We start from the raw sequence: 19,312 nt of genomic DNA, 5'->3' as shown, positions 1-19,312 counted from the left end.
CTCTCAAGCGTCAAAGCGGCTTCTTGATCCATTTCGCGACGAGGCCGACGATGCCCTCGCGGAAGAGCAGGACGCAGAGCACGAAGATGCCGCCCTGGACGACGAGCACCCAGGAGCCGAGGCTGGCGAGGTAGTTCTGCATGGCGACGATGACGACCGCGCCGGCGATCGGGCCGAAGACGGTACCGAGCCCCCCGACCAGCGTCATCAGCACGACTTCGCCGGACATCGTCCAGTAGACGTCGGTGAGCGACGCCAGCTGGAAGACGATCGCCTTGGTCGCGCCGGCAAGCCCCGCGAGCGTGGCCGAAAGCACGAAGACCATCAGCTTATACTGGTTGGCGCGGTAGCCGAGCGAGATGGCGCGGGGCTCGTTGTCGCGGATCGCCTTGCAGACCTGGCCGAAGGGCGAGTGGATGATGCGGTAGATCATCAGCACCCCGCCAAGGAAGATCGCCGCCACCAGCCAGTAGAGCGCGCGGTCGTCCTCCAGGCTGATCAGCCCGAGGAACTTGCCGCGCGGCACGGCCTGGATGCCGTCCTCGCCACCGGTGAAGCGCGGCGTCTGCAGCGAGAAGAAGAACACCATCTGGGCCAGCGCCAGCGTGATCATCGCGAAATAGATGCCCTGGCGGCGGATGGCGAGCGCGCCGAACACCGTGCCGAGCAGGGCTGCGACCACGGTGCCGAGCAGGATCGCGAGCTCCGGCGTAAGGCCCCAGTTCTTGGCGGTGTAGGCGCTGACATAGCTCGCCATGCCGAAATAGGCGGCGTGGCCGAAGGAAAGCAGGCCGCCATAGCCGAGCAGCAGGTTGAAGGCGAGCGCGAACAGCGCGAAGCAGAGCACCTTCATCACGAAGACGGGATAGGCGACGAAGGGCGCGACCACGAGCAGCACCGCGATGGCGATGAACAGGTTGCGGTGCAGCTTCGCGGTGCTGTCGTCGGTCTCGGCGAGCGCGACGCCGCTGGCAGCTTCGGTGGTGGCGAGATCGGTCATGTCGTTGTCCCTCTCGCGTCAGGCCGGGCGGCCGAACAGGCCGGCGGGCTTCACCAGCAGCACCAGCACCATGATGACGAAGATCACGGTCGCGGCGCCCTCCGGATAGAACACCTTGGTCAGGCCCTCGATCAGGCCGAGCGAGAAGCCGGTGACGATCGCGCCCATGATCGAGCCCATGCCGCCGATCACCACCACCGCGAAGACAACGATGATCAGGTCGCCACCCATATTCGGATTGACCGAGTAGATCGGCGCGGCGAGCACGCCGGCGAAGGCCGCGAGCGCGACGCCGAACCCGTAGGTCAGCGTCACCAGCAGCGGCACGTTGATGCCGAAGGCCTGGGTCAGGGTCGGGTTCTCGGTCGCGGCGCGCAAATAGGCGCCGAGCTTGGTCTTCTCGATCAGGAACCAGGTGCCGATGCAGACGGTGAGCGAGGCGACGATCACCCAGGCCCGGTAGTTCGGCAGGAACATGAAGCCAAGATTCTGCCCGCCCGAAAGCTGCGGCGGGATGCCATAGGGCAGGCCGGACGAGCCGTAATAATTACGGAACAGGCCCTGGATGATCAGCGCCAGGCCGAAGGTGAGCAGGAGCCCGTAGAGATGGTCGAGATGGGCGATGCGTTTGAGCAGCAGCCGCTCGATCAGGACCCCGATGGCGCCGACCACGATAGGCGCCAGCAGCAGCGCGACCCAGTAATTCAGCCCGAGATAGTTCAGCGCCATCCAGGCCACGAAAGCGCCCATCATGTACTGGGCGCCATGGGTGAAGTTGATGATGTTGAGCAGCCCGAAGATCACCGCGAGCCCGAGGCTGAGGATCGCATAGAACGAGCCGTTGATCAGGCCGAGCAGGACCTGGCCGAACAAGGCTTGTGGCGGGATTCCGAGAAGCTCGAACATGCGTGGCTCAGATCATCTTGTGGGTGGGCTCTCGAACCTCTTCGTGATCCCGGGTCGCCCTGCGGGCGCCCGGGATGACGGTGGAGGGACCGGAAGCGCGTGTTACTTGACGAGCGAGCAGCCGGTCTCGGCCAGAGGCTGGAAGGCCTGCTCGGCCGGCAGCACGGAGATCTGCTTGTAGTAGTCCCACGGGCCCTTCGACTCGGACGGCTTCTTGACCTCGTAGAGATACATGTCGTGCATCTTGCGGCCGTTCGGGCGAATCGAACCCTTGCCGAAGAGCGGGTCGTCCGTCGGCATTTCCTTCATCTTGGCCATGAGGGTCGCCGTGTCCTTGCTCTTGGTGGCCTCGACCGCCTTGAGATAGTGCAGCAGGCCGGCATAGACGCCCGCCTGCACCATGGTCGGCATCTTGCCGCCATTGAGCTTGGCGAAGCGCTGCGACCAGGCGCGGGTCTGGTCGTCGCGGTCCCAGTAGAAGGATTCGGTCAGGACCAGCCCCTGCGCCGCCTGCAGGCCGAGCGCATGGACGTCGCTGATGAAGACGAGGAGCCCTGCGAGCTTCTGGCCGCCGGCGACGATGCCGAACTCGCCCGCCTGCTTGATCGCGTTGGTGGTGTCGCTGCCGGCATTGGCGAGCCCGATCACCTTGGCCTTCGAGGCCTGCGCCTGCAGCAGGAAGGACGAGAAGTCGGTGCCCGGGAACGGCGTCTTGACCGAGCCCAGCACCTTGCCGCCGGCCTTGGTGATGGTCGCGGTCGCGTCGCGCTCCAGCGCATGGCCGAAGGCGTAGTCGGCGGTCAGGAAGAACCAGCTGTCGCCGCCGGCCTTCACCATGGCGCCGCCTGTGCCCTGTGCCAGCGCGTAGGTGTCATAGGTCCAGTGGATGGTGTTGGCGTTGCAGGCCTTGCCGGTCAGGTCCGAGGAGCCGGCGCCGGAGTTGATGTTGATCTTGTTCTTTTCCTTGGTGATCTGGCTGACGGCGAGCGCGACCGAGGAGGTCGGCACGTCGAGGATCAGGTCGACGCCGTCCTGATCGTACCATTGCCGCGCGATGGTCGAGCCGACATCCGGCTTGTTCTGGTGGTCGGCCGAGACGATCTCGACCTTGATGCCCTTCTCGGCCGCCTTGAAGTCCTCGACCGCCATGCGGGCGGCGACAACGGAGCCCTCGCCGGCGAGGTCGGCATAGAGGCCCGAGCGGTCGTTCAGCACGCCGGCCTTGACCGAGATCTGCTGGGCGAAGGCCGGGCTTGCCAATAGGACGGCGAGCGCGCTCGTCGCGAGGAAGGTCTTCAGCTTCATCATCGTTCTCCCTGAGGTGGATGCCGGCGTTTCCCGGCGCTTTTCTGATTGCGGGGCGCTGAGCGGGTCAGACCCCGAGATAGCGGTGGAGCTTGTCGATATTGGCGTCGAGCTCGGCATTGGGGATCATGTCGATGACCTTGCCCTGCTCGACGACATAGTGCCGGTCTGCGACCGTCTGGGCGAAGCGGAAATTCTGCTCGACCAGGATGATGGTGAAGCCTTCCTGCTTCAGCTCCGCGATAGTGCGGCCGATCTGCTCGATGATCACCGGCGCGAGCCCCTCGGTCGGCTCGTCGAGCAGGAGGAGATGGGCGCCGGTGCGCAGGATGCGCCCGATCGCCAGCATCTGCTGCTCGCCGCCCGAGAGCTTGGTGCCCTGGCTCTTCAGCCGCTCCTTGATGTTGGGGAACAGCGTGAAGATGCGCTCCAGCGACAGCCCGCCGGGGCGCACCTGCGGCGGCAGCATCAGGTTCTCCTCGACCGAGAGCGAGGCATAGATGCCGCGCTCCTCCGGCACGAAGCCGATGCCGAGCCGGGCGATGGCGCGCGAGGGCAGGTCGATCGTCTCCTTGCCCTCCAGCACAACCGAGCCCTTGCGCTTGCTGATGACGCCCATGATCGATTTCAGCGTCGTGGTCTTGCCGGCGCCGTTGCGGCCGAGCAGCGTCACCACCTCGCCCGGCGCGACGTCGAGGTCGATGCCATGCAGCACATGGGATTCGCCGTACCAGGCCTCGAGCCCGCGCACTTTCAGCAAGGGCGCGGTGCCGGCCGCGGCGGCCGGGGCCCGGGCGGCTTCAGTGATGGCCATGTCCGCCTCCCGAGCCGATATAGGCCTCGACCACGCGCGGATCCTTCGAGACGGTGGCGTAGTCGCCCTCGGCCAGAACCTGCCCGCGCGCCAGCACGGTGATACGGTCGCAGAGCGAGGCGACGACCGAGAGATTGTGCTCGACCATCAGGATGGTGCGCTCGGCCGAGACCTTGCGGATCAGCGCCTCGATCCGCTCGATGTCCTCGCGTCCCATGCCGGCCATCGGCTCGTCGAGCAGCAGCATCTCGGGTTCGAGCGCCAGCGTCGTCGCGATCTCCAGCGCCCGCTTGCGCCCATAGGAGAGTTCGCCTGCGGTCAGTTCGAGGAAGGGGGAGAGGCCGACCGCCTCGACCAGCCGCCGCGCCTCGGCGTCGAGGTTCTTCAGGCTGCGCTCCGAGCGCCAGAAATCGAAGGAGTCGCCGCGCTTGCGCTGCAGCGCGATGCGGACATTGGTCAGGACGGAGAGCTGCGGAAAAACGGCCGAGATCTGGAAGGAGCGAACGAGGCCAAGCCGGGCGATCTCGGCCGGCTTCTCGCCGGTGATGTCGCGACCGTTATAGACGATCGTCCCGCGCGTCGGCGGGAGGAACTTGGTCAGCAGGTTGAAACAGGTCGTCTTGCCCGCTCCATTCGGCCCGATCAGCGCATGAATCGAGCCGCGCTTGACCTTGAGGTCGACGCCGCTGACCGCCGTAAAGCCGGCGAATTCCTTGGTCAAACCTGAAGTCGACAAAATAATATCTTCAGGCATGCGGAATACTGACCTTCATCAGCTTCGTCTTTCTTGGTTTATCGTTTCCCCTTGCATGTCATGCTGCACCGCGCTCCCCGCATAAGTCAACGTTCGGCCTTGTTCCGAACGCCGTCCGGGGCCCGATCTCATCCCTTTGTCTTATGCGGGCGATGTCATGCGAATGGAGGACGCGCGGCGCGTGCCCGCACGCGCAAGCTGCGCGCCGTTCGCGGGAGGTTGGGCAGCATCACTTTGAACCCGCCGCCGGTCGGCTGCGACCAAGGGAAAGCTGGTTTACCGGTCGGGGTGATTGCGGTAGAAATGTGGCTGCCTTCGATCACCGCTATTTTGATATTTTAGGCGTGTCCCGTCGCGCGAGTGGCCACAGATGGCCGCGATGCGCGCATGATTGAGCTGGGAGGTTGTCGTGAGCGTCGCGACTCGCATTTCGGTGTTCCGTGCCCGAATGGCCGTGGCCTTTGCGCTGGTGCTCTGTGCTGTGGCGCTTGCCCCAGCAGCCCATGCCGCCGTTCCCGAGCGCCGCGTTGCGCTTGTCATCGGCAACAGCGCCTATTCGGCGGTGCCGCCGCTGGCCAACCCGATGCGCGATGCCAAGGGTGTCTCGGCGGCGCTCAAGCGTCTCGGCTTCGAGGTGGTCGAGGGCTACGACCTCAAGATGGACGACATGACCAATCTGGTGCGCCAGTTCGCCCAGAGGCTCGACGGCGCCAAGGCCGGGCTGGTCTATTATGCCGGTCACGGCATCGCCGTGGGCGATGAGAACTACCTCATTCCGGTCGATGCCTCGCTGCGTTCGGAGGCCGATCTCGATTTCCGTGCCGTCAATATCCAGCTCATCCTGCGCCAGATGCAGCGCGACGAGCGGGTCAACATCGTCATCCTCGATGCCTGCCGCGACAATCCTTTCGCGTCCCAGCTTGCCGCCAGGTCGCGCGCCGTGACCCGTGGCCTGACGCCGATCGAGACGCAGTCCGCCTCCGGCATCCTGATCGCCTTCGCCACCGATCCGCGCGCGACCGCGCTCGACGGCGAGAAGGACGGGCACAGCCCCTTCACCGATGCGCTGCTGAAGCATATCGAGACACCCGAAGTGTCGATCACCACGGTGATGGACCGCGTCCGCGCCGATGTCTGGGAATCGACGGGCAAGAAGCAGAAGCCCTGGACCAATTCCTCGATCATCGGTGAGTTCAAGCTGAACCCGACGCTGAAGCTGGCCGCGGCCTCCGCGACCGACGTGGCCGGCGGCAGCGCCGACGCGGCCAAGGCGATCAATGCGGCGGTGCCCGCGCCGACCATGCCGGCGGCACCGGTCTTCGACCGCAGCCAGATCGATATCAAGACCTGGGAGGTGGCCGAGCGCGGCAATTCCGCGGCCGACTATCGCGCCTATCTCGACGCCTTCCCCTCCGGCCAGTTCGCCACCTTCGCGCGCAACCGGCTCGCGAGCCTGGAGGCGGCGACGCCGCCGGCCAATGCCGCGACGGCCGCCGCTGCCGCTGCTCCCGCCGTGACCGATGAGGCGCTGAAGAAGGAGATCGGCACCGCCCAGACCGAGGCTGCGATGAAGCTCGACGCGAAGGGCCGGCGCGAGCTGCAGACCCGCCTGCGCGTCGCCGGCTTCCAGCCCGGCAAGCTCGCCGCGAATTTCGGGCCGGGCCAGCGCAAGGCGATCCAGGACTGGCAGAAGTCGCGCAGCGTGCCGGAGACCGGCTTCCTCACGGCCTTGCAGGCGACGGCGCTGCGCGCGCAGAGCGAGCCCGCCTACCAGCGCTTGCTCGCGGATGAAGCGAAGGCTGCCACCGAGAAGAAGAGCAGGACGGTCGAGCGCAAGGGTGGCACGGCGGCCACCCGCAAGATCACCTATGAGGGTGACGAGATGTATCAGCGCGACCTCGCTCGCGAGCGCGGCGTTGCCAGCTCCGGCACCCCGCGCGCCGGCACCACCAGCACTGGCTATCAGGGCCGGGTGCGGCAGCGCGGCGACGCGACGGGCGATTCAGCTGGTGCGGCCGCCTTCGGCTCGATCCTCGGCGGCGCCATCATGGGCGGCATCCTGCGCGGCCGCTGAGGCACGGGATTGAGCGAGACATGAAGAGCCGGCCCTTGGGCCGGCTCTTTGTTATGTAGGCCGGCCGGGGGCGACGCTTTATCGACGGGTTCGGGACGCGCGCCGACCGCCTCGGGCTCCGCCCGTGCGGTCCTGGCTTATCGCCCGGTTTCCCAGCCCGCCTTGACCAGTTCCGGCACGGCGCATTCCTCTTCCGGCCAGCCGATGCAGAGATAGGCGATCAGCTTCCACTCCGGCGGCGCGCCCAGCGCGGCAGCGATCTCGGCGGGCTCGAGGATCGAGACCCAGCCGACGCCGAGGCCGTGGATGCGCGCCGCCAGCCAGAACTGCGTGATCGCCGCGACGACCGAATAATCCAGCATTTCCGGCATGGTCTGCCGGCCGAGGCCGTGGCCGCGTTGCGTGCCGTGGTCGCAGAACACGGCGAACTGCACGGGGGCCTCGCGCAGACCCTCGAGCTTGAGCCGGGCGTAGAGCGCGGCCCGCTCGCCTTCATAGGCGGCCAGCGCCTCGGCGTTGCAGCGGCGGAAGCTCTCCTGCACCGCCTCGCGTTGGGCTGTCTCCGTGACGGCGAGCCAGCGCCAGGGCTGCGAATGCCCGACCGAGGGCGAAAGCTGCGTCTGCGCGAGCAGATCGTCGATCAGCCCGGCGGGGACCGGGTCTCGTCTGAACCGCCGCACATCGCGCCGCCAGCGCAGCAGCTCCGCAAATTGCTGCGCGAAGCCCGTGTCGAAGGCTGGGGGGCCGCTCACGCCGATTCCGCCGTCGCGATGGCGTGAAAGAACGAACCCGTCACCAGGCCGCGGCGGCTTCCGGCGACGGCGGGAGGCGAGCCATGCGGGTCGCGGACGGTGGCGAAGGGCGGGTCCTCGCCTTGCGTGACGATGCTCGCATAGTGGAATTCGTGCCCCGTCAGCGCCGTGCCGGCCGGGCCGAGCCGACCATCCGCCTCCAGCACCGCGCGGCGATAGCCGAGATTCATCTTCCGCTTCGCGAAGGAGGTCTCGACCGAGAGCAGCCCCGCCATGGCGTGCGTCACCCCGTCGGCGTCGGTGAGCTTGCGGCCCAGCACCATGTAGCCGCCGCATTCGCCATGGACCGGGCGGGTTTCGGCGAAGCGGCGCAAGCCTCCGAGGAAGCGGCCGGCGGCAGCGAGCGTGCTGGCATGGAGTTCGGGATAGCCGCCCGGCAGCCAGCAGGCATCGCAATCCTCCGGCGGCGGCTCGTCTCTCAGCGGCGAGAAAGGAACGATCTCGGCGCCCGCCGCGCGCCAGCCCGCCTCGACATGCGGATAGACGAAGGAGAAGGCGGCATCGCGCGCGATCGCGATGCGTCGGCCGGGCGGAGGCAGCGGCGGTGTCGCCGTCTCCGCCGAAGGCAGTCGCGTCTCCCCGGCGGCCGCGATGACGGCCTCGAGATCGACGGCGGCGGACACGGCCTCGGCCAGGGCGTCGAGCCTGGCATGCAGATCCGCGGTCTCGCCGGCCTGCACCAGCCCGAGATGGCGCTCGGGCAGGATGAGGCTCGCCTCGCGCGGCAGCGCGCCGAGCACGGGCAGGCCGATCAGCTCCATGCCCTGCCGCACCAATCGCTCGTGCCGCGCGCTCGCGACCTTGTTGAGGATGACGCCGGCGACACGGATGCGGGGGTCGTAAACCTTGCAGCCGAGCGCGACGGCCGCCGCCGATTGCGCCTGCCCGGAAACGTCGATGACGAGCACGATCGGCCAGCCCGTCAGCGCGGCGATGTCGGCGCTGGCGCCGGTATGGCCGGCCGCGCCCGGCACGGCGTCGAACAGCCCCATCGAGCCTTCGGCGATGACGATGTCGGCGCCATCCGCCGCCTCGCCCGCTATGTGCCCGAGCAGCCCGTCCGACATCGCGTAGCTGTCGAGATTGGCGCTCGCTGCGCCCGTCGCCGCGGCGTGGAAGGCGGGATCGATATAATCCGGCCCGCATTTCAGCCCGCGTACCGTGAGTCCGCGCCGCACGAGCGCGCGTTGCAGCCCGAGCGTGATCGTCGTCTTGCCGGAGCCGGAGCGCGGCGCGGCGATGAGAAGCCCGCGCGCGATCACGTACCACCCCCCGGCCGGAAGCGGCGATCGTAGCCGGCTGAATAAAGCGCGCTCTCGCCGAAATCGTCGGCTGCCAGCGCCGGCCCGACCAGGATCAGCGCCGTGCGCTCCAGCGCGCCCGCCCGCACCTGCGCGGCGATGGTCGCAAGCGAGCCGCTGAGCACTGTCTCGTCCGGCCATGTCGCCCGGAACACCACGGCGACGGGGCAATCCGAGCCATAGAAGGGCGTCAGCTCCGCCACGACCTGCTCGATCACATGGATCGAGAGATGGATGGCGAGCGTCGCGCCGGAAGCTGCGAAGGTCGCGAGCGTCTCCTTTTCCGGCATGGAAGAGGCACGGCCGGAGGTGCGCGTCAGCACCAGCGATTGTGCCACGCCCGGCAGCGTCAATTCGCGTTTCAGCGCGGCGGCCGCGGCAGCGAAGGCCGGCACGCCCGGCGTCACCGTATAGGGAATCCCCAGCGCATCGAGCCGGCGCATCTGCTCGCCCACCGCGCTCCAGATCGAGAGGTCGCCGGAATGTAGGCGCGCGACGTCCTGCCCGGCCTGATGCGCAGCTTCCATCTCGGCAATGATGGCGTCGAGATCGAGCGGGGCGGTGTCGATGATGCGCGCACCGGGCGGGCACCAGCCCAGCATGGCTTGCGGGATCAGCGATCCCGCATAGAGGCAGACGGGCGCAGCCGCGATGAGATCGCGCCCGCGCAAGGTGATGAGGTCGGGCGCGCCGGGGCCGGCGCCGATGAAATGGATGGTCATGCGCGGAGCGGTTTCATGATGCTGTCCTGGCGAGCGCGCAGGTGACGCGCCCGGTCGCGATGCGCGGCTGCACCAGCGTGCCGCCCGGCCCGGCGCCGGCGAGCGCGGCGGCCTCCGCCACCGAGCCGACGCCGTAGAGCGAGGCGATCCGGGTCGAGCTCGTGGCGCAGGCGGCTTCGTATCCCTTCAGCGCCTCGTCGGGGATGGCGACGAGCTCGGCCGAACGATCGGCGGCGGCCGCGACCATGCCGGCCTCGGCGGCGCGGCTCGCCAGCGTGGCGAAGCGCGGCGTCGCCATGCCGGAAAGCCCGGCGATCGCCAGAGCCTCGTCGAGGCAGGCGAGAATGTCGGCGGCCTCCGTGCCGGGCCTGATGCCGATGCCGGCGACGAGGCGGGCGGTCATGGTTGCGCACTCCGTTCGACCCGCGCCGTTATTCCGGGCGCAGCGAAGCGGAGACCTGGAATCCATCGTAGAACGCCGAGCCCTCCGCTGGATTCCGGATCGGCGCCGCTTTGCGGCTTGTCCGGAATGACGATGGAGGAGAGGGAACGCGAAGCGGCCTTCAAGGCTTCTCGACCCGCCACTGCGTCACCGGCATCGCCGGGCGCCAGCCATGCTTGCCGCCGACCGGCGCCAGCCGGTCGATCGAGATGCGCCTGAGCGACCCGCCATGTTCGGCATGGAGCGCGGCGAGCTTCGCCTCGCCCTCGAGGGTGACGACATTGGCGACGAGCCGGCCGCCCGGCTTGAGCGCCGCCCAGGCGGCCTCGAACAGCGCCTCCTCCGTCAGGCCGCCGCCGATGAAGACGGCGTCCGGCGCCTCCTGTCCGACGAAGCCGACCGGCGCCGCACCCACCACTTCGACGGCAAGCCCGCCGAGCTCGAGCCGGTTGCGGGCGATCCGCTCGGCCCGCTCGCAGCGGGCCTCGAAGGCGATGGCCCGGTTGCGGGTGTGGCGCTGGCACCATTCGACGGCGACCGAGCCCGACCCGGCCCCGACATCCCAGAGCAATTCGCCCGCGCGCGGCGCCAGTGCCGACAGCGTGATGGCGCGGATCTCCGATTTGGTGATCTGCCCGTCATGGGCGAACCATTCCTCGTCGAGCCCCGGCGTCAGCGGCAGGATGCGCGAGTCACGGGTGGCCGCGACCTCGACCGCGATCAGGTTGAGCGGCACGATATCGTCGAGCGCGAAGGCATCGGCGCGACATTCGCGGATGCGCTCCTGCGGGCCGCCGAGCGATTCCATCACCACGATCCGGCTTGCGCCCATGCCGCGCGCGGTCATCAGGTCGGCGACGGCGCGCGGCGTCGTCTCGTCCCAGGACAAAGCGAGGATGCGCGCCTCGGGCTGGAGATGCGGCACGATCCGGTAGAGCGTGCGGCCGTGCAGTGAGACCAGCGCGCATTCCTCCTGCGGCCAGCGCATCCGCGTGCAGGCCATCGAGAAGGAGGAAAGTTGCGGGATGATCCGCATCTCCTCGGGCGGGATCGCCCGGCTCAGGCTGTTGCCGATGCCGTAATGGAACGGGTCGCTCGTCGCGAGCACGCAGACCTTGCGGCCGCGCTCGGCCAGGATCTGCGGCAGCGCGTTGCGGAAGGGCTGCGGCCAGGAGCGAAGCTCGCCGGGAACGGAGCCGACCAGCGCGATATGCCGCTCGCCGCCGAAGACGATCTCGGCTTCGTTCAGCGCCGCGAGCGCCTCGCGGCAGAGTCCGGCGGCACCATCTTCCCCGAGGCCGATCAGCGAGAGCCAGGGCGAAGCCGGGCGGCTCGACAGAATAACCGATTCACGTAAGACTGCCGGCATGACCGTCCTCATCCTTGGCGGAACGAGCGAAGCTGCTGCGCTTGACCAGCTTCTGGCTGATCAGGCTCCCGAAATTCGTGCCATTATCTCGCTGGCGGGGCATACCGTCGATCCCCGGCCGACGAATCTGCCGGTGCGGATCGGCGGCTTCGGCGGCATCGAGGGTCTCAGGCGCTACCTCGTCGAGGAGGGCATCGTCGCCGTCGTCGATGCGACCCATCCCTTCGCCGCGATCATGCCCTTCCATGCCGAGCATGCCTGCAAGGCGGAAGGCGTGCCGCTGCTGGCGATCCGGCGCGATTCCTGGAAACCGCGCGACGGCGACCGCTGGAAGTCCGTGCCGGACATCGAGACGGCGGTCCAGGCGCTGGGACGTGAACCCCGGCGGGTCTTCCTGACGGTCGGCCGCCTCGAATTGCCAGCCTTCGCCGATGCGCCGCAGCATCGCTATCTGGTGCGCGCCATCGAGCCGATCGGCGACCGCTTGCCGGTGCCACATGTCGACGTCATCCAGCAGCGCGGTCCCTTCGATGCCGACGACGAGGAGGATCTGATGCGCCGCGAAGGCGTCGAGGTCCTGGTCAGCAAGAATTCGGGCGGGCCGGCGACCGTCGGCAAGCTCACGGCCGCGCGCCGGCTCGCTTTGCCGGTGATCATGGTGGAAAGGCCGCCCAAGCCCGATGTCGAGACCGTCGATCATATCGATCAGGTCCTGCCCTGGCTGGTGACGCAGGGGCTCTTCGTCACCGAGCGCGGCGTGTAGACGTAAGGGGCTCCGCCCTCGCGCGCGATCAACCGCGTGCTGGACGCGCCGATCATCACCAGGGTCGCCATATCGGCCGTGCCCGCGGCCGCAACGGCCTCCGCCAGCGTGAGCACGCGCAGATTCTCGTCCGGCCGCCCGACGGCGCGGGCGAAGAGCACGGGCGTCGCCGCGTCGCGATGCGTTGCCGCCAGCTCCAGCGCCTTGCCGAGCTGCCAGGGCCGCGCCTTCGAGATCGGATTGTAGAGGCAGATCACGAAATCGGCCGCGAGCGCGGCTCCGAGCCGTGCCGTCACGACCTCCCAGGGCTTGAGATTGTCCGAAAGCGAGATCGCGCAGAAATCGCCGCCGAGCGGGGCCCCGGCCTTCGCAGCCGCTGCCAGCATCGCGGTGATGCCGGGTTCCACCGTGATCGGAAGTGCACGCCATTCGGCGGGGCCGGCCTCAAGCGCCTCGAACACTGCCGCCGCCATGGCGAAGACGCCGGGATCGCCGCCTGAGACGACCGCGACCTTGCGACCCTCCGCTGCCAGCCGCAGCGCATGGGAGGCCCGTTCGACCTCGACGCGGTTGTCGGAGGCGTGCTTGGTCAGTCCCTCCCGCTCCGGCACCCGGTCGACATAGGGGCCGTAGCCGACGATGTCGGTCGCGGCATCGAGCGCCGCCTGCGCGGCCGGCGTGATCCACTCCGCCGTGCCCGGGCCGAGCCCGACGATGGTGAGGGAACCGGTCACAGGCGTCGCCCTTCGCCGGGCACCAGCACCATCGCGAAATAGGGAGCCTCGTCATCGACCTTGTCGGCGAGACGCGCCACGACCTGCCGCGCCATGGTCGCGCGCTCGACATAGATCGCGCGCCCTTCCAGCCCGGCGGCCACAAGCGCCCGGCGCACCTTCGGCAGATTGCGGCCGAGCTTCATGATCACGGCGGCGTCGGTATCGGCGAGGCGGCGCGCCAGCTCCGCCTCCGGCAGCGTGCCGGGCAGCACGGTCATGACGTCGTCGCCCCAGGTGATCGGTGCGCCGGCCTCGCCCCAGGCGCCGGTCATGCCGGTGACGCCGGGCACGATCTCGGTCGGGAAGCGCGGGGAGAGCCGCCGCCACAGATGCATGAAGGAGCCGTAGAAGAACGGGTCGCCGTCGCAGAGCACGGCGAGCGTCCGCCCGGCCTGCATCTCGGCCGCGAGCCGTTCGGCAGCCTCCTCGTAGAAGGCCGCGATCGGCCCGTCATAATCGGGCTCGCCGACATTGGCCTCGATCGTCACCGGAAAGGCGAGTTCGATCTCGCGGGCCGGATCGGGCGCGATGATCGCGTCCGCCGTGCCGCGGGCATTGCCGCGCCGGCCGCGCTTGCAGAAATGCACGAGCCGGTCGGCCGAGAGGATGATCTCGCGGGCCCTGACCGTCATCAGATCCGGTGCGCCCGGCCCGAGGCCGACGCCGTAGAGCAGGGTCTTCACTGTCCCGCTCACCTGGCTATTCCTTGTCCTGCGCCAGCGCATTGACGGCTGCCGCCGCCATCGCCGAGCCGCCGCGCCGCCCATGCACCACGAGGAAGGGCACGCGCCCGTCCCTGGCCAGCGCTTCCTTCGATTCCGCCGCGCCGACGAAGCCGACGGGGATGCCGATCACCGCGGCTGGCCTCGGCGCGCCGGCATCGAGCATTTCGAGCAGGCGGAACAGCGAGGTCGGCGCATTGCCGATCACGACGACGGAGCCTTCAAGCCTTGGCTTCCACAGCTCCATCGCGGCGGCGGAGCGGGTCGTGCCCATCCCGGCGGCAAGGGCCGGAACCTGCGGGTCGTCAAGCGTGCAGAGCACTTCGTTGCCGGCCGGCAGCCGCGCGCGCGTCACGCCATTGGCGACCATCTTCGCGTCGCAAAGGATCGGCGCGCCGGCCCTGAGAGCGCTTTGCGCAGCCTTGGCGAAATCCGCCGACATCTCGACGTCATCAGGCAGATCGGTCATGCCGCAGGCATGGATCATGCGCACCACGACGCGCTCGGCCGCTCCGCCGAAGCGGGCGAGATCAGCCTCGGCGCGGATGATGGCGAAGGAGCGCTCATAGATCGCCGCCCCGTCCTGAATGTAGTCATATGCCTTGCTCAACCGCGCGGTCCTGTTGAACGCACGGCCTTGGCCAGCTGCGCGTGAATCTCCTGTCCGGGCTGCAATCGCGCCAGCAGCGTCGAAAGGTCAAGCGTCGCGACCGGATTGTCCCGCGTCGTGCCACCCAACACGGCGTCATAACGCCCGTCTCGCCCCACCAGGGTGAGGTCGGCTGCCGCAGGGTGGGCACAGGCCTTGACGCAGCCGGAGACATGCAGCGTGACGCCCTGCGCGAGCAGGCCGGCGGCAGCCTCCGCGAGAACGGCCGCATCCGCCATGGTCGGCGCTTCGGCGCGCGAGCAGGCGGGGCTGCCGGCGCAGGCTTGCACGGAAAGGCGCGGATCGTCGTCGCGCGTGATCAGCCCGAGATCACCCGCCAGCGCGAGCAGGTTCACGGCTTCCCTGCGGTCGAGATCGCGGAAGGCGAGCCCCCGCCAGGGCGAAAGCCGGATATCGGCCAGGCTCGCCTCGGTGCCTGCGCCGAGCCTGTCGAGCGCTGTCGCATCGCAGCGGCCAAAGGGCAGGCCGATGAGCGCCGCGAAACGTTCCTCCGCCAGCTTGAACAGCCCGGCGCGCCGGGGCGGAGGGCGTCGCATGGGCCCGTTGACTTCGGGCAAGGCGGTGAGGCCGGCCAGGGCTTCAGGCGACAGATCGCGCAGGCGGCGGACGCGGTCGGGCGCCGCGCTTCGCAGCTTCGCAAAGCGGTCCAGGATGGTTTCAACCGCTGCGGCAGCGTCATCACCGGGGATCGGGCCGCGCCAGAGGCGATCCGCAAGGCACAGCGCCACACGCCCGGCTCCGATGCCGACGAGCCGGATATCACAAGCGAGCCCATCCAGCGCTTGGGGGCCGCCATCGTCGACGATGACGCAGAGCTTGGCCGGCAGGCCTGGAATCGCGCGGGCCTGCCGTTCGATCTGCTCGGCCAGCGCGAAGGCATCGATCAAGCCCCGGCCGTCATTCTCGGGCGGCGCATGGCGCCGAGCCGAGAAACGCGTCGAAGAGATGCTCGGGTCGAGCCCGAGCAGGACGGCCTCGTTAAATCCCGCCAGCGGCGAAACCAGCGTCAGCCGCTGCGGCCCGTTGCCGTCATGTTCATCGACGAGACGCTCCGCCAGCAGGCGCTCGACCAGCGCCGGATGGCTCTCATGCGTCACGCCGCGGATCTGCAGATTGCCGCGCGCCGAGATTTCGACCAGCCCATTGCCATGCGCCGCGGCCAGCGCCGCGATCCGCCGCAACTGAACGGGAGTCAGCCTCGCACCCGGCGGATGCAGCCGCACCAGCCAACCGTCGCCGGTCTCCATCGGCCGGAGCGTGCTCGGGCACCAGCCGCGCCTCAGCGCTTCCGCCGACGCCAGCGATTCCTTTCGGGACAGCGCGCTCATTCTGCGGCCTCCCGCGCCAGGAAGGCGCCGACCGAGTTGCGCCGGCTCGTCCAGAGTCCGCGCCGTGCGGCATCGGCGAGCCGGGACCGGATCGAGGCGGCAGCCGGCGCATTGTTGGTTTCCAGCGCCGCCCAGACCTGCGGATCGGCGCAATAGGCCTGGAAGACGGCGTCGAACAGCCCGTCGGCGACGGCATCCGTGCTGGCGGCGAAGACGAAGAGGGTGTCGACCGCCTCGGCCAGCTCCGCCGCGCCGCGCCAGCCATGGGCGAGCTGGCCGGCGATCCAGCGCGGATGTGTCAATCGGCCATGGACGATGCGGGCGATGTCCTCGGCCAGCGTACGCGCCTTCGGCGCTTCCGGGTTCGAGCTGTCGAGGCTGTAGAGGGCGGGATTGGCGCCGAGCGCCTTGGCTGCCGCGGCGAGCCCGCCGATGACGTCGGCGGCGCTCGTCGCTTCGAGAATGTCGCGCCCGGCGGTGTCGCTGACATGGATGAAGGCGTCGGAAGCGCGAATGCGCGCGCCGAAGCCGGCGTCGCGCATGCCCACGCCTTCCGGCCCGCCATATGCATGGTCGGAAGCCGTGAGATAGGCGGCGCCCAGATCCGCCCGCTCGGTCCAGTCGCCATCAAGCGCGCGGTCGGCCATGGCCGCGCCATAGCGGCCGGGCGCGGCGCCGAAGATGCGTGCGCCATGCCCGCCGCGACGGTGGGCAGCGGCCGGCTCGTTCCAATCGTCTGGCTCGTTCAGTGCCGCGACGGCGCGTGCGGCCTGATCGATGAGGGCGATCTGACCAGGGAAGGTGTCGCGGAACGTGCCGGAGATGCGCACGGTTACGTCGAGGCGCGGATAGGCGAGCTTCGGCTGCGGGGTGATGCTGAAGCCGGTGACGCGGGTCGAGGCAACGTCCCAGAGCGGCTCGACGCCCATCAGCGCCAGCGCATGGGCGATATCCTCGCCGCCGGAGCGCAGTGTCGGTGAGGCCCAGAGGTCCATCACGATCCGGCGCGGATAATCGCCATGATCCTGCAGATGGCGCGACACCACCGCCTGCGCCGCGAGCTGGCCCAGTCGGGCCGCCGCCCGCGTCGGGATCGCGCGGGGGTCGAGCGTCGAGAGGTTGCGCCCGGTCGGCAGCACATCGGACCGGCCGCGATGCGGCGAGCCGGCGGGGCCGGGCGGGACGAAGCGGCCGTCGAGGGCGGCTAGCAGGTTTTCGCGCTCGTTGCGGGCGGAAGCCGGGTCGGCGTCGGAATGGCCGAAGATATGCAGGCCGTCGCGGAAGGGCAGTTCGGCGATGTCGCAGAGATGCGCGTCGAGCCGCGTCAACGCCTCGCTCATCGACATGTCCGGCGCGACGCCGCAGGAGGCCGCGAGCCCACTCGCTTCGGCCCGCGCCCGGATTTCCGCGGCGATGACGTCGGCGCGGCGCGGATCCAGCACCTGCGCCTGCGAGAATTCCTCGACGAGATCGCGCAGCAGCGCGGTTTCGCCGGCGGCTTCGGCTTCGGCCAGCGGCGGCGGCAGATGGCCGAGCGTAAGGGCCGAGAGCCGCCGCTTGGCGGGCGCTGCTTCGCCGGGATCGTCGACAACATAAGGGTAGATCACCGGCAATCCGCCGACAGCCAGGCGCGGCCAGCAGCCGGCCGAGAGCGCCACCGCCTTGCCGGGCAGCCATTCGGTCGTGCCGTGCGTGCCGAGATGGATCAGCGCGTCGATGGCTTCGGACTGGCGCAACGCAAGGTAGAAGGCGAGATAGCCGTGACCGGGCGGCGCGTCGGGGTCGTGATAAACAGCCTTGCGGTCGGGCGTCGCATCGCGTGGCGGTTGCAGGGCGACGATGAGCTTGCCATGGCGCACGGCGCGGAAGCGGAAGGCGCCGTCGCGGCAGGCTGGATCGGCCTCAGGCGCGCCATGGGCGGCGAGGAGTGTTTCGCGGGCGGGGGCAGGGATCGCGGCGAGCCAGGCATGATAGGTCGCGAGCCGGATGCACAGGCTTGTCGGGCCTGCGGTGAGAGAAGCCATCAGCAAGGCTCCCTCCGTCATCCCCTCATCGTCATCCCGGACAAGACGCGTCAGCGGCGTCGATCCGGGATCCATGCCGGAACGCCGCTCGGAAAGGTTCAGGCATGAATCCCGGGTTTCCGTTTGGTCGCCCGGGATGACGGTGGAGGATAACGGTCCAACCTCATATCCCGCCTCGGCCAGCAATTCCCGGATCGCCGTCACGCTCGCCGGCGTGTCGAGCCCGACGGCGAAGCCGGCCCGGCCCCCGCGCGCGGGATAGTCGGACATCACCAGCGCCAGCCGGCGCTCCGCTGCAGGCTTCCGTGCCAGCGCGATCCAGCCGGCCGCGAGATCGGCCAGCGCGGCGATGCCCTCGGCATCCGGCAGCAGCCGGCGGATGGTAAGCCCGGTCGCCGGGTCATTCTCCTCCGCCTTGAAGGCGACTGGAATGGCGCCGATGCGTCCGTCGAATTCCGGCAGCGCCACCTGCATGGCGAGATCGGCGGCGGAGAGGCCGCGCGGCGAGACGTCCCAGGCCTCGCGCGGACTGCCGACGGGCATGGCCTGCAGGATCGGGCAATTGGCGGCGTCGAGCACGAAATCGGTGCCTTCGCGAGCAGAGAAGGCGGTGGTGGTGACGATCAGTTCGGGTCTGCGGGTCGCGATCAGCGCGGCGAGCTCCGCCGTGACGGTCGGGTCCTTCAGGCTGGTCAGGGCCAGGGGCAGGGGCGCGAGGCCGCGGGCGGCGAGGGCGGCGGTCATCGCCTCGGCCATAGCCGTGTCGCCGGCCGCGACGCCGGAGCGGTAGAGCAGGATCGGGACAAGCGGCTTGGCTGCCGGCAGGGCGGCAAGCGCGTCTCGCCAGGGCAGAGGAAGGCCGTCGCCATCGAGCGCGAAGAAAGCTGGGAGAGGAAAAGGCGCAAGATCGGTCGCGTCGCGCCGGCCCTCATCCGCCTGCCGGCCCCTTCTTCCCCGAGGGGAGAGGGATGCGGTGGTATCCGTCTCGTCCTTCTCCCCTCGGGGGAGAAGGTGGCCCGGCGAAGCCGGGTCGGATGAGGGTTGAACCTCTGTCACATATGCGGAAATCCGCGACAGCAGCCGCCGCATGTTCTCGGCGCCGCCGCCCGCCTGGAAATAGGCCAGCAGTTCCGCCGCAAGCTCCGCCGGCACCGTCGCATGTTCGCCGAGCCTCGGATCGTCGCGCTCGTCGCCGGGCAGGATCGCGAGCGGGATTCCCTTCTCGCGGCAGGCCGCCCCGAGCTGCTCGATGCCATAGCGCCAGTAGTCCAGCCCGCCGAGGCAGCGCACCAGCACGAAGCGGCAATGCGCGGCCGTCTTCTCGATCAGGAAATCGACCGAAAGCAGATGCCTCAGGCGCCGGAGCGGCGCGAGCCGAACGGACAGGCTGCTGCCACCCGCCGCCACCGCCAGCGCCGAAAGGTCGCTGTCGGTGAAGGAGAGGATGAGCACATCTCCCGGCGGCAGGGCGAGATCGACGGCGTCTTCGCCATCGTCGAGCCTGATCTCGCTGGTCGGGAGAAGATGCAT

Annotated in this window: 17 protein-coding genes; 2 read left to right on the top strand and 15 right to left on the bottom strand. The window is 69.1% G+C overall.

Annotation, left to right across the window (positions count from 1 at the left end):
- Window positions 1–10: 10 nt before the first annotated feature.
- The 5 genes from IED13_RS05745 to IED13_RS05725 form a co-directional block, all read right to left on the bottom strand.
- Complete coding sequence (locus IED13_RS05745) at window positions 11–1,000, bottom strand: branched-chain amino acid ABC transporter permease (RefSeq protein ID WP_191123650.1); 990 nt, start codon at window positions 998–1,000, stop codon at window positions 11–13.
- 18 nt (window positions 1,001–1,018) lie between these two features.
- Window positions 1,019–1,906, bottom strand: coding sequence for a branched-chain amino acid ABC transporter permease (locus tag IED13_RS05740; RefSeq protein WP_038364595.1), 888 nt, complete (start codon window positions 1,904–1,906; stop codon window positions 1,019–1,021).
- Window positions 1,907–2,008: 102 nt separating this feature from the next.
- Window positions 2,009–3,211, bottom strand: a complete 1,203-nt coding sequence (locus IED13_RS05735) for an ABC transporter substrate-binding protein (RefSeq protein ID WP_370955008.1) — start codon at window positions 3,209–3,211, stop codon at window positions 2,009–2,011.
- 67 nt (window positions 3,212–3,278) lie between these two features.
- Window positions 3,279–4,025, bottom strand: a complete 747-nt coding sequence (locus IED13_RS05730; RefSeq protein ID WP_191123649.1) for an ABC transporter ATP-binding protein — start codon at window positions 4,023–4,025, stop codon at window positions 3,279–3,281.
- Window positions 4,012–4,779, bottom strand: a complete 768-nt coding sequence (locus tag IED13_RS05725) for an ABC transporter ATP-binding protein (protein WP_038364593.1) — start codon at window positions 4,777–4,779, stop codon at window positions 4,012–4,014. Before IED13_RS05725 ends, IED13_RS05730 begins: the two co-directional genes overlap by 14 nt.
- A gap of 409 nt (window positions 4,780–5,188) precedes the next feature.
- Between IED13_RS05725 and IED13_RS05720 the strand changes: the two genes are divergently transcribed.
- Window positions 5,189–6,853, top strand: a complete 1,665-nt coding sequence (locus IED13_RS05720) for a caspase family protein (protein ID WP_191123648.1) — start codon at window positions 5,189–5,191, stop codon at window positions 6,851–6,853.
- A 137-nt stretch (window positions 6,854–6,990) separates the two neighbouring features.
- On the opposite strand, the gene bluB is transcribed toward IED13_RS05720, so the two are convergent.
- The 5 genes from bluB to cbiE form a co-directional block, all read right to left on the bottom strand.
- A complete protein-coding gene (bluB, locus tag IED13_RS05715) occupies window positions 6,991–7,605 on the bottom strand; it encodes a 5,6-dimethylbenzimidazole synthase (protein WP_191123647.1) in 615 nt (204 codons plus the stop codon).
- Window positions 7,602–8,927 carry a cobyrinate a,c-diamide synthase gene (locus tag IED13_RS05710; RefSeq protein WP_260368372.1) on the bottom strand — a complete coding sequence of 442 codons (1,326 nt, stop codon included), beginning with the start codon at window positions 8,925–8,927 and terminating at the stop codon, window positions 7,602–7,604. The genes bluB and IED13_RS05710 overlap by 4 nt, the downstream gene beginning before the upstream one ends.
- The gene (gene cobM / locus IED13_RS28690; RefSeq protein ID WP_248312471.1) at window positions 8,924–9,688 is read right to left on the bottom strand and encodes a precorrin-4 C(11)-methyltransferase; all 765 of its coding nucleotides are present in this window, start codon (window positions 9,686–9,688) and stop codon (window positions 8,924–8,926) included. Before cobM ends, IED13_RS05710 begins: the two co-directional genes overlap by 4 nt.
- A gap of 13 nt (window positions 9,689–9,701) precedes the next feature.
- The gene (locus tag IED13_RS05705; RefSeq protein WP_191123645.1) at window positions 9,702–10,091 is read right to left on the bottom strand and encodes a cobalamin biosynthesis protein; all 390 of its coding nucleotides are present in this window, start codon (window positions 10,089–10,091) and stop codon (window positions 9,702–9,704) included.
- A 160-nt stretch (window positions 10,092–10,251) separates the two neighbouring features.
- Window positions 10,252–11,499 carry a precorrin-6y C5,15-methyltransferase (decarboxylating) subunit CbiE gene (cbiE, locus tag IED13_RS05700; protein ID WP_191123644.1) on the bottom strand — a complete coding sequence of 416 codons (1,248 nt, stop codon included), beginning with the start codon at window positions 11,497–11,499 and terminating at the stop codon, window positions 10,252–10,254.
- On the opposite strand from cbiE, the gene IED13_RS05695 reads away from it, so the two are divergent.
- Window positions 11,498–12,262, top strand: a complete 765-nt coding sequence (locus IED13_RS05695) for a cobalt-precorrin-6A reductase (protein ID WP_191123643.1) — start codon at window positions 11,498–11,500, stop codon at window positions 12,260–12,262. The genes cbiE and IED13_RS05695 overlap by 2 nt on opposite strands.
- Here IED13_RS05695 and cobJ read toward each other — a convergent pair.
- The 5 genes from cobJ to cobN are packed head-to-tail and all read right to left on the bottom strand — an operon-like array spanning window position 12,205 to window position 19,312.
- Window positions 12,205–12,996, bottom strand: coding sequence for a precorrin-3B C(17)-methyltransferase (gene cobJ, locus IED13_RS05690; protein ID WP_191123642.1), 792 nt, complete (start codon window positions 12,994–12,996; stop codon window positions 12,205–12,207). The two genes, IED13_RS05695 and cobJ, sit on opposite strands and share 58 nt — an antisense overlap.
- Entirely contained in the window at window positions 12,993–13,763 is a 771-nt protein-coding gene (locus IED13_RS05685) for a precorrin-2 C(20)-methyltransferase (protein ID WP_191123641.1), read from the bottom strand. The genes cobJ and IED13_RS05685 overlap by 4 nt, the downstream gene beginning before the upstream one ends.
- On the bottom strand, window positions 13,738–14,370 hold the full coding sequence (locus IED13_RS05680; RefSeq protein ID WP_191123640.1) for a precorrin-8X methylmutase: 633 nt from the start codon (window positions 14,368–14,370) through the stop codon (window positions 13,738–13,740). Before IED13_RS05680 ends, IED13_RS05685 begins: the two co-directional genes overlap by 26 nt.
- Entirely contained in the window at window positions 14,367–15,758 is a 1,392-nt protein-coding gene (locus IED13_RS05675) for a precorrin-3B synthase (RefSeq protein WP_191123639.1), read from the bottom strand. The genes IED13_RS05680 and IED13_RS05675 overlap by 4 nt, the downstream gene beginning before the upstream one ends.
- Window positions 15,755–19,312: a cobaltochelatase subunit CobN gene (gene cobN / locus IED13_RS05670; protein ID WP_191123638.1), complete on the bottom strand. Its 3,558-nt coding sequence runs from the start codon at window positions 19,310–19,312 to the stop codon at window positions 15,755–15,757. The genes IED13_RS05675 and cobN overlap by 4 nt, the downstream gene beginning before the upstream one ends.

It is taken from the genome of Allobosea spartocytisi, assembly GCF_014764685.1.
Classification (GTDB): Bacteria; Pseudomonadota; Alphaproteobacteria; order Rhizobiales; family Beijerinckiaceae; genus Allobosea; species Allobosea spartocytisi.
This window is presented reverse-complemented; position numbering and strand designations above follow the sequence as displayed.

Bases quoted from the DNA above. Each gene is read 5' to 3' on its own strand.
- IED13_RS05735 (WP_370955008.1), bottom strand. From the start codon at position 3,211: ATGAAGCTGAAGACCTTCCTCGCGACGAGCGCGCTCGCCGTCCTATTG.
- IED13_RS05725 (WP_038364593.1), bottom strand. From the start codon at position 4,779: ATGCCTGAAGATATTATTTTGTCGACTTCAGGTTTGACCAAGGAATTC.
- IED13_RS05675 (WP_191123639.1), bottom strand. From the start codon at position 15,758: ATGAGCGCGCTGTCCCGAAAGGAATCGCTGGCGTCGGCGGAAGCGCTG.
- cobN (WP_191123638.1), bottom strand. From the start codon at position 19,312: ATGCATCTTCTCCCGACCAGCGAGATCAGGCTCGACGATGGCGAAGAC.
- IED13_RS05705 (WP_191123645.1), bottom strand. From the start codon at position 10,091: ATGACCGCCCGCCTCGTCGCCGGCATCGGCATCAGGCCCGGCACGGAG.
- IED13_RS05695 (WP_191123643.1), top strand. From the start codon at position 11,498: ATGACCGTCCTCATCCTTGGCGGAACGAGCGAAGCTGCTGCGCTTGAC.
- IED13_RS05685 (WP_191123641.1), bottom strand. From the start codon at position 13,763: ATGCGCTGGCGCAGGACAAGGAATAGCCAGGTGAGCGGGACAGTGAAG.
- cbiE (WP_191123644.1), bottom strand. From the start codon at position 11,499: ATGCCGGCAGTCTTACGTGAATCGGTTATTCTGTCGAGCCGCCCGGCT.
- IED13_RS05730 (WP_191123649.1), bottom strand. From the start codon at position 4,025: ATGGCCATCACTGAAGCCGCCCGGGCCCCGGCCGCCGCGGCCGGCACC.
- IED13_RS05740 (WP_038364595.1), bottom strand. From the start codon at position 1,906: ATGTTCGAGCTTCTCGGAATCCCGCCACAAGCCTTGTTCGGCCAGGTC.
- cobM (WP_248312471.1), bottom strand. From the start codon at position 9,688: ATGACCATCCATTTCATCGGCGCCGGCCCCGGCGCGCCCGACCTCATC.
- IED13_RS05745 (WP_191123650.1), bottom strand. From the start codon at position 1,000: ATGACCGATCTCGCCACCACCGAAGCTGCCAGCGGCGTCGCGCTCGCC.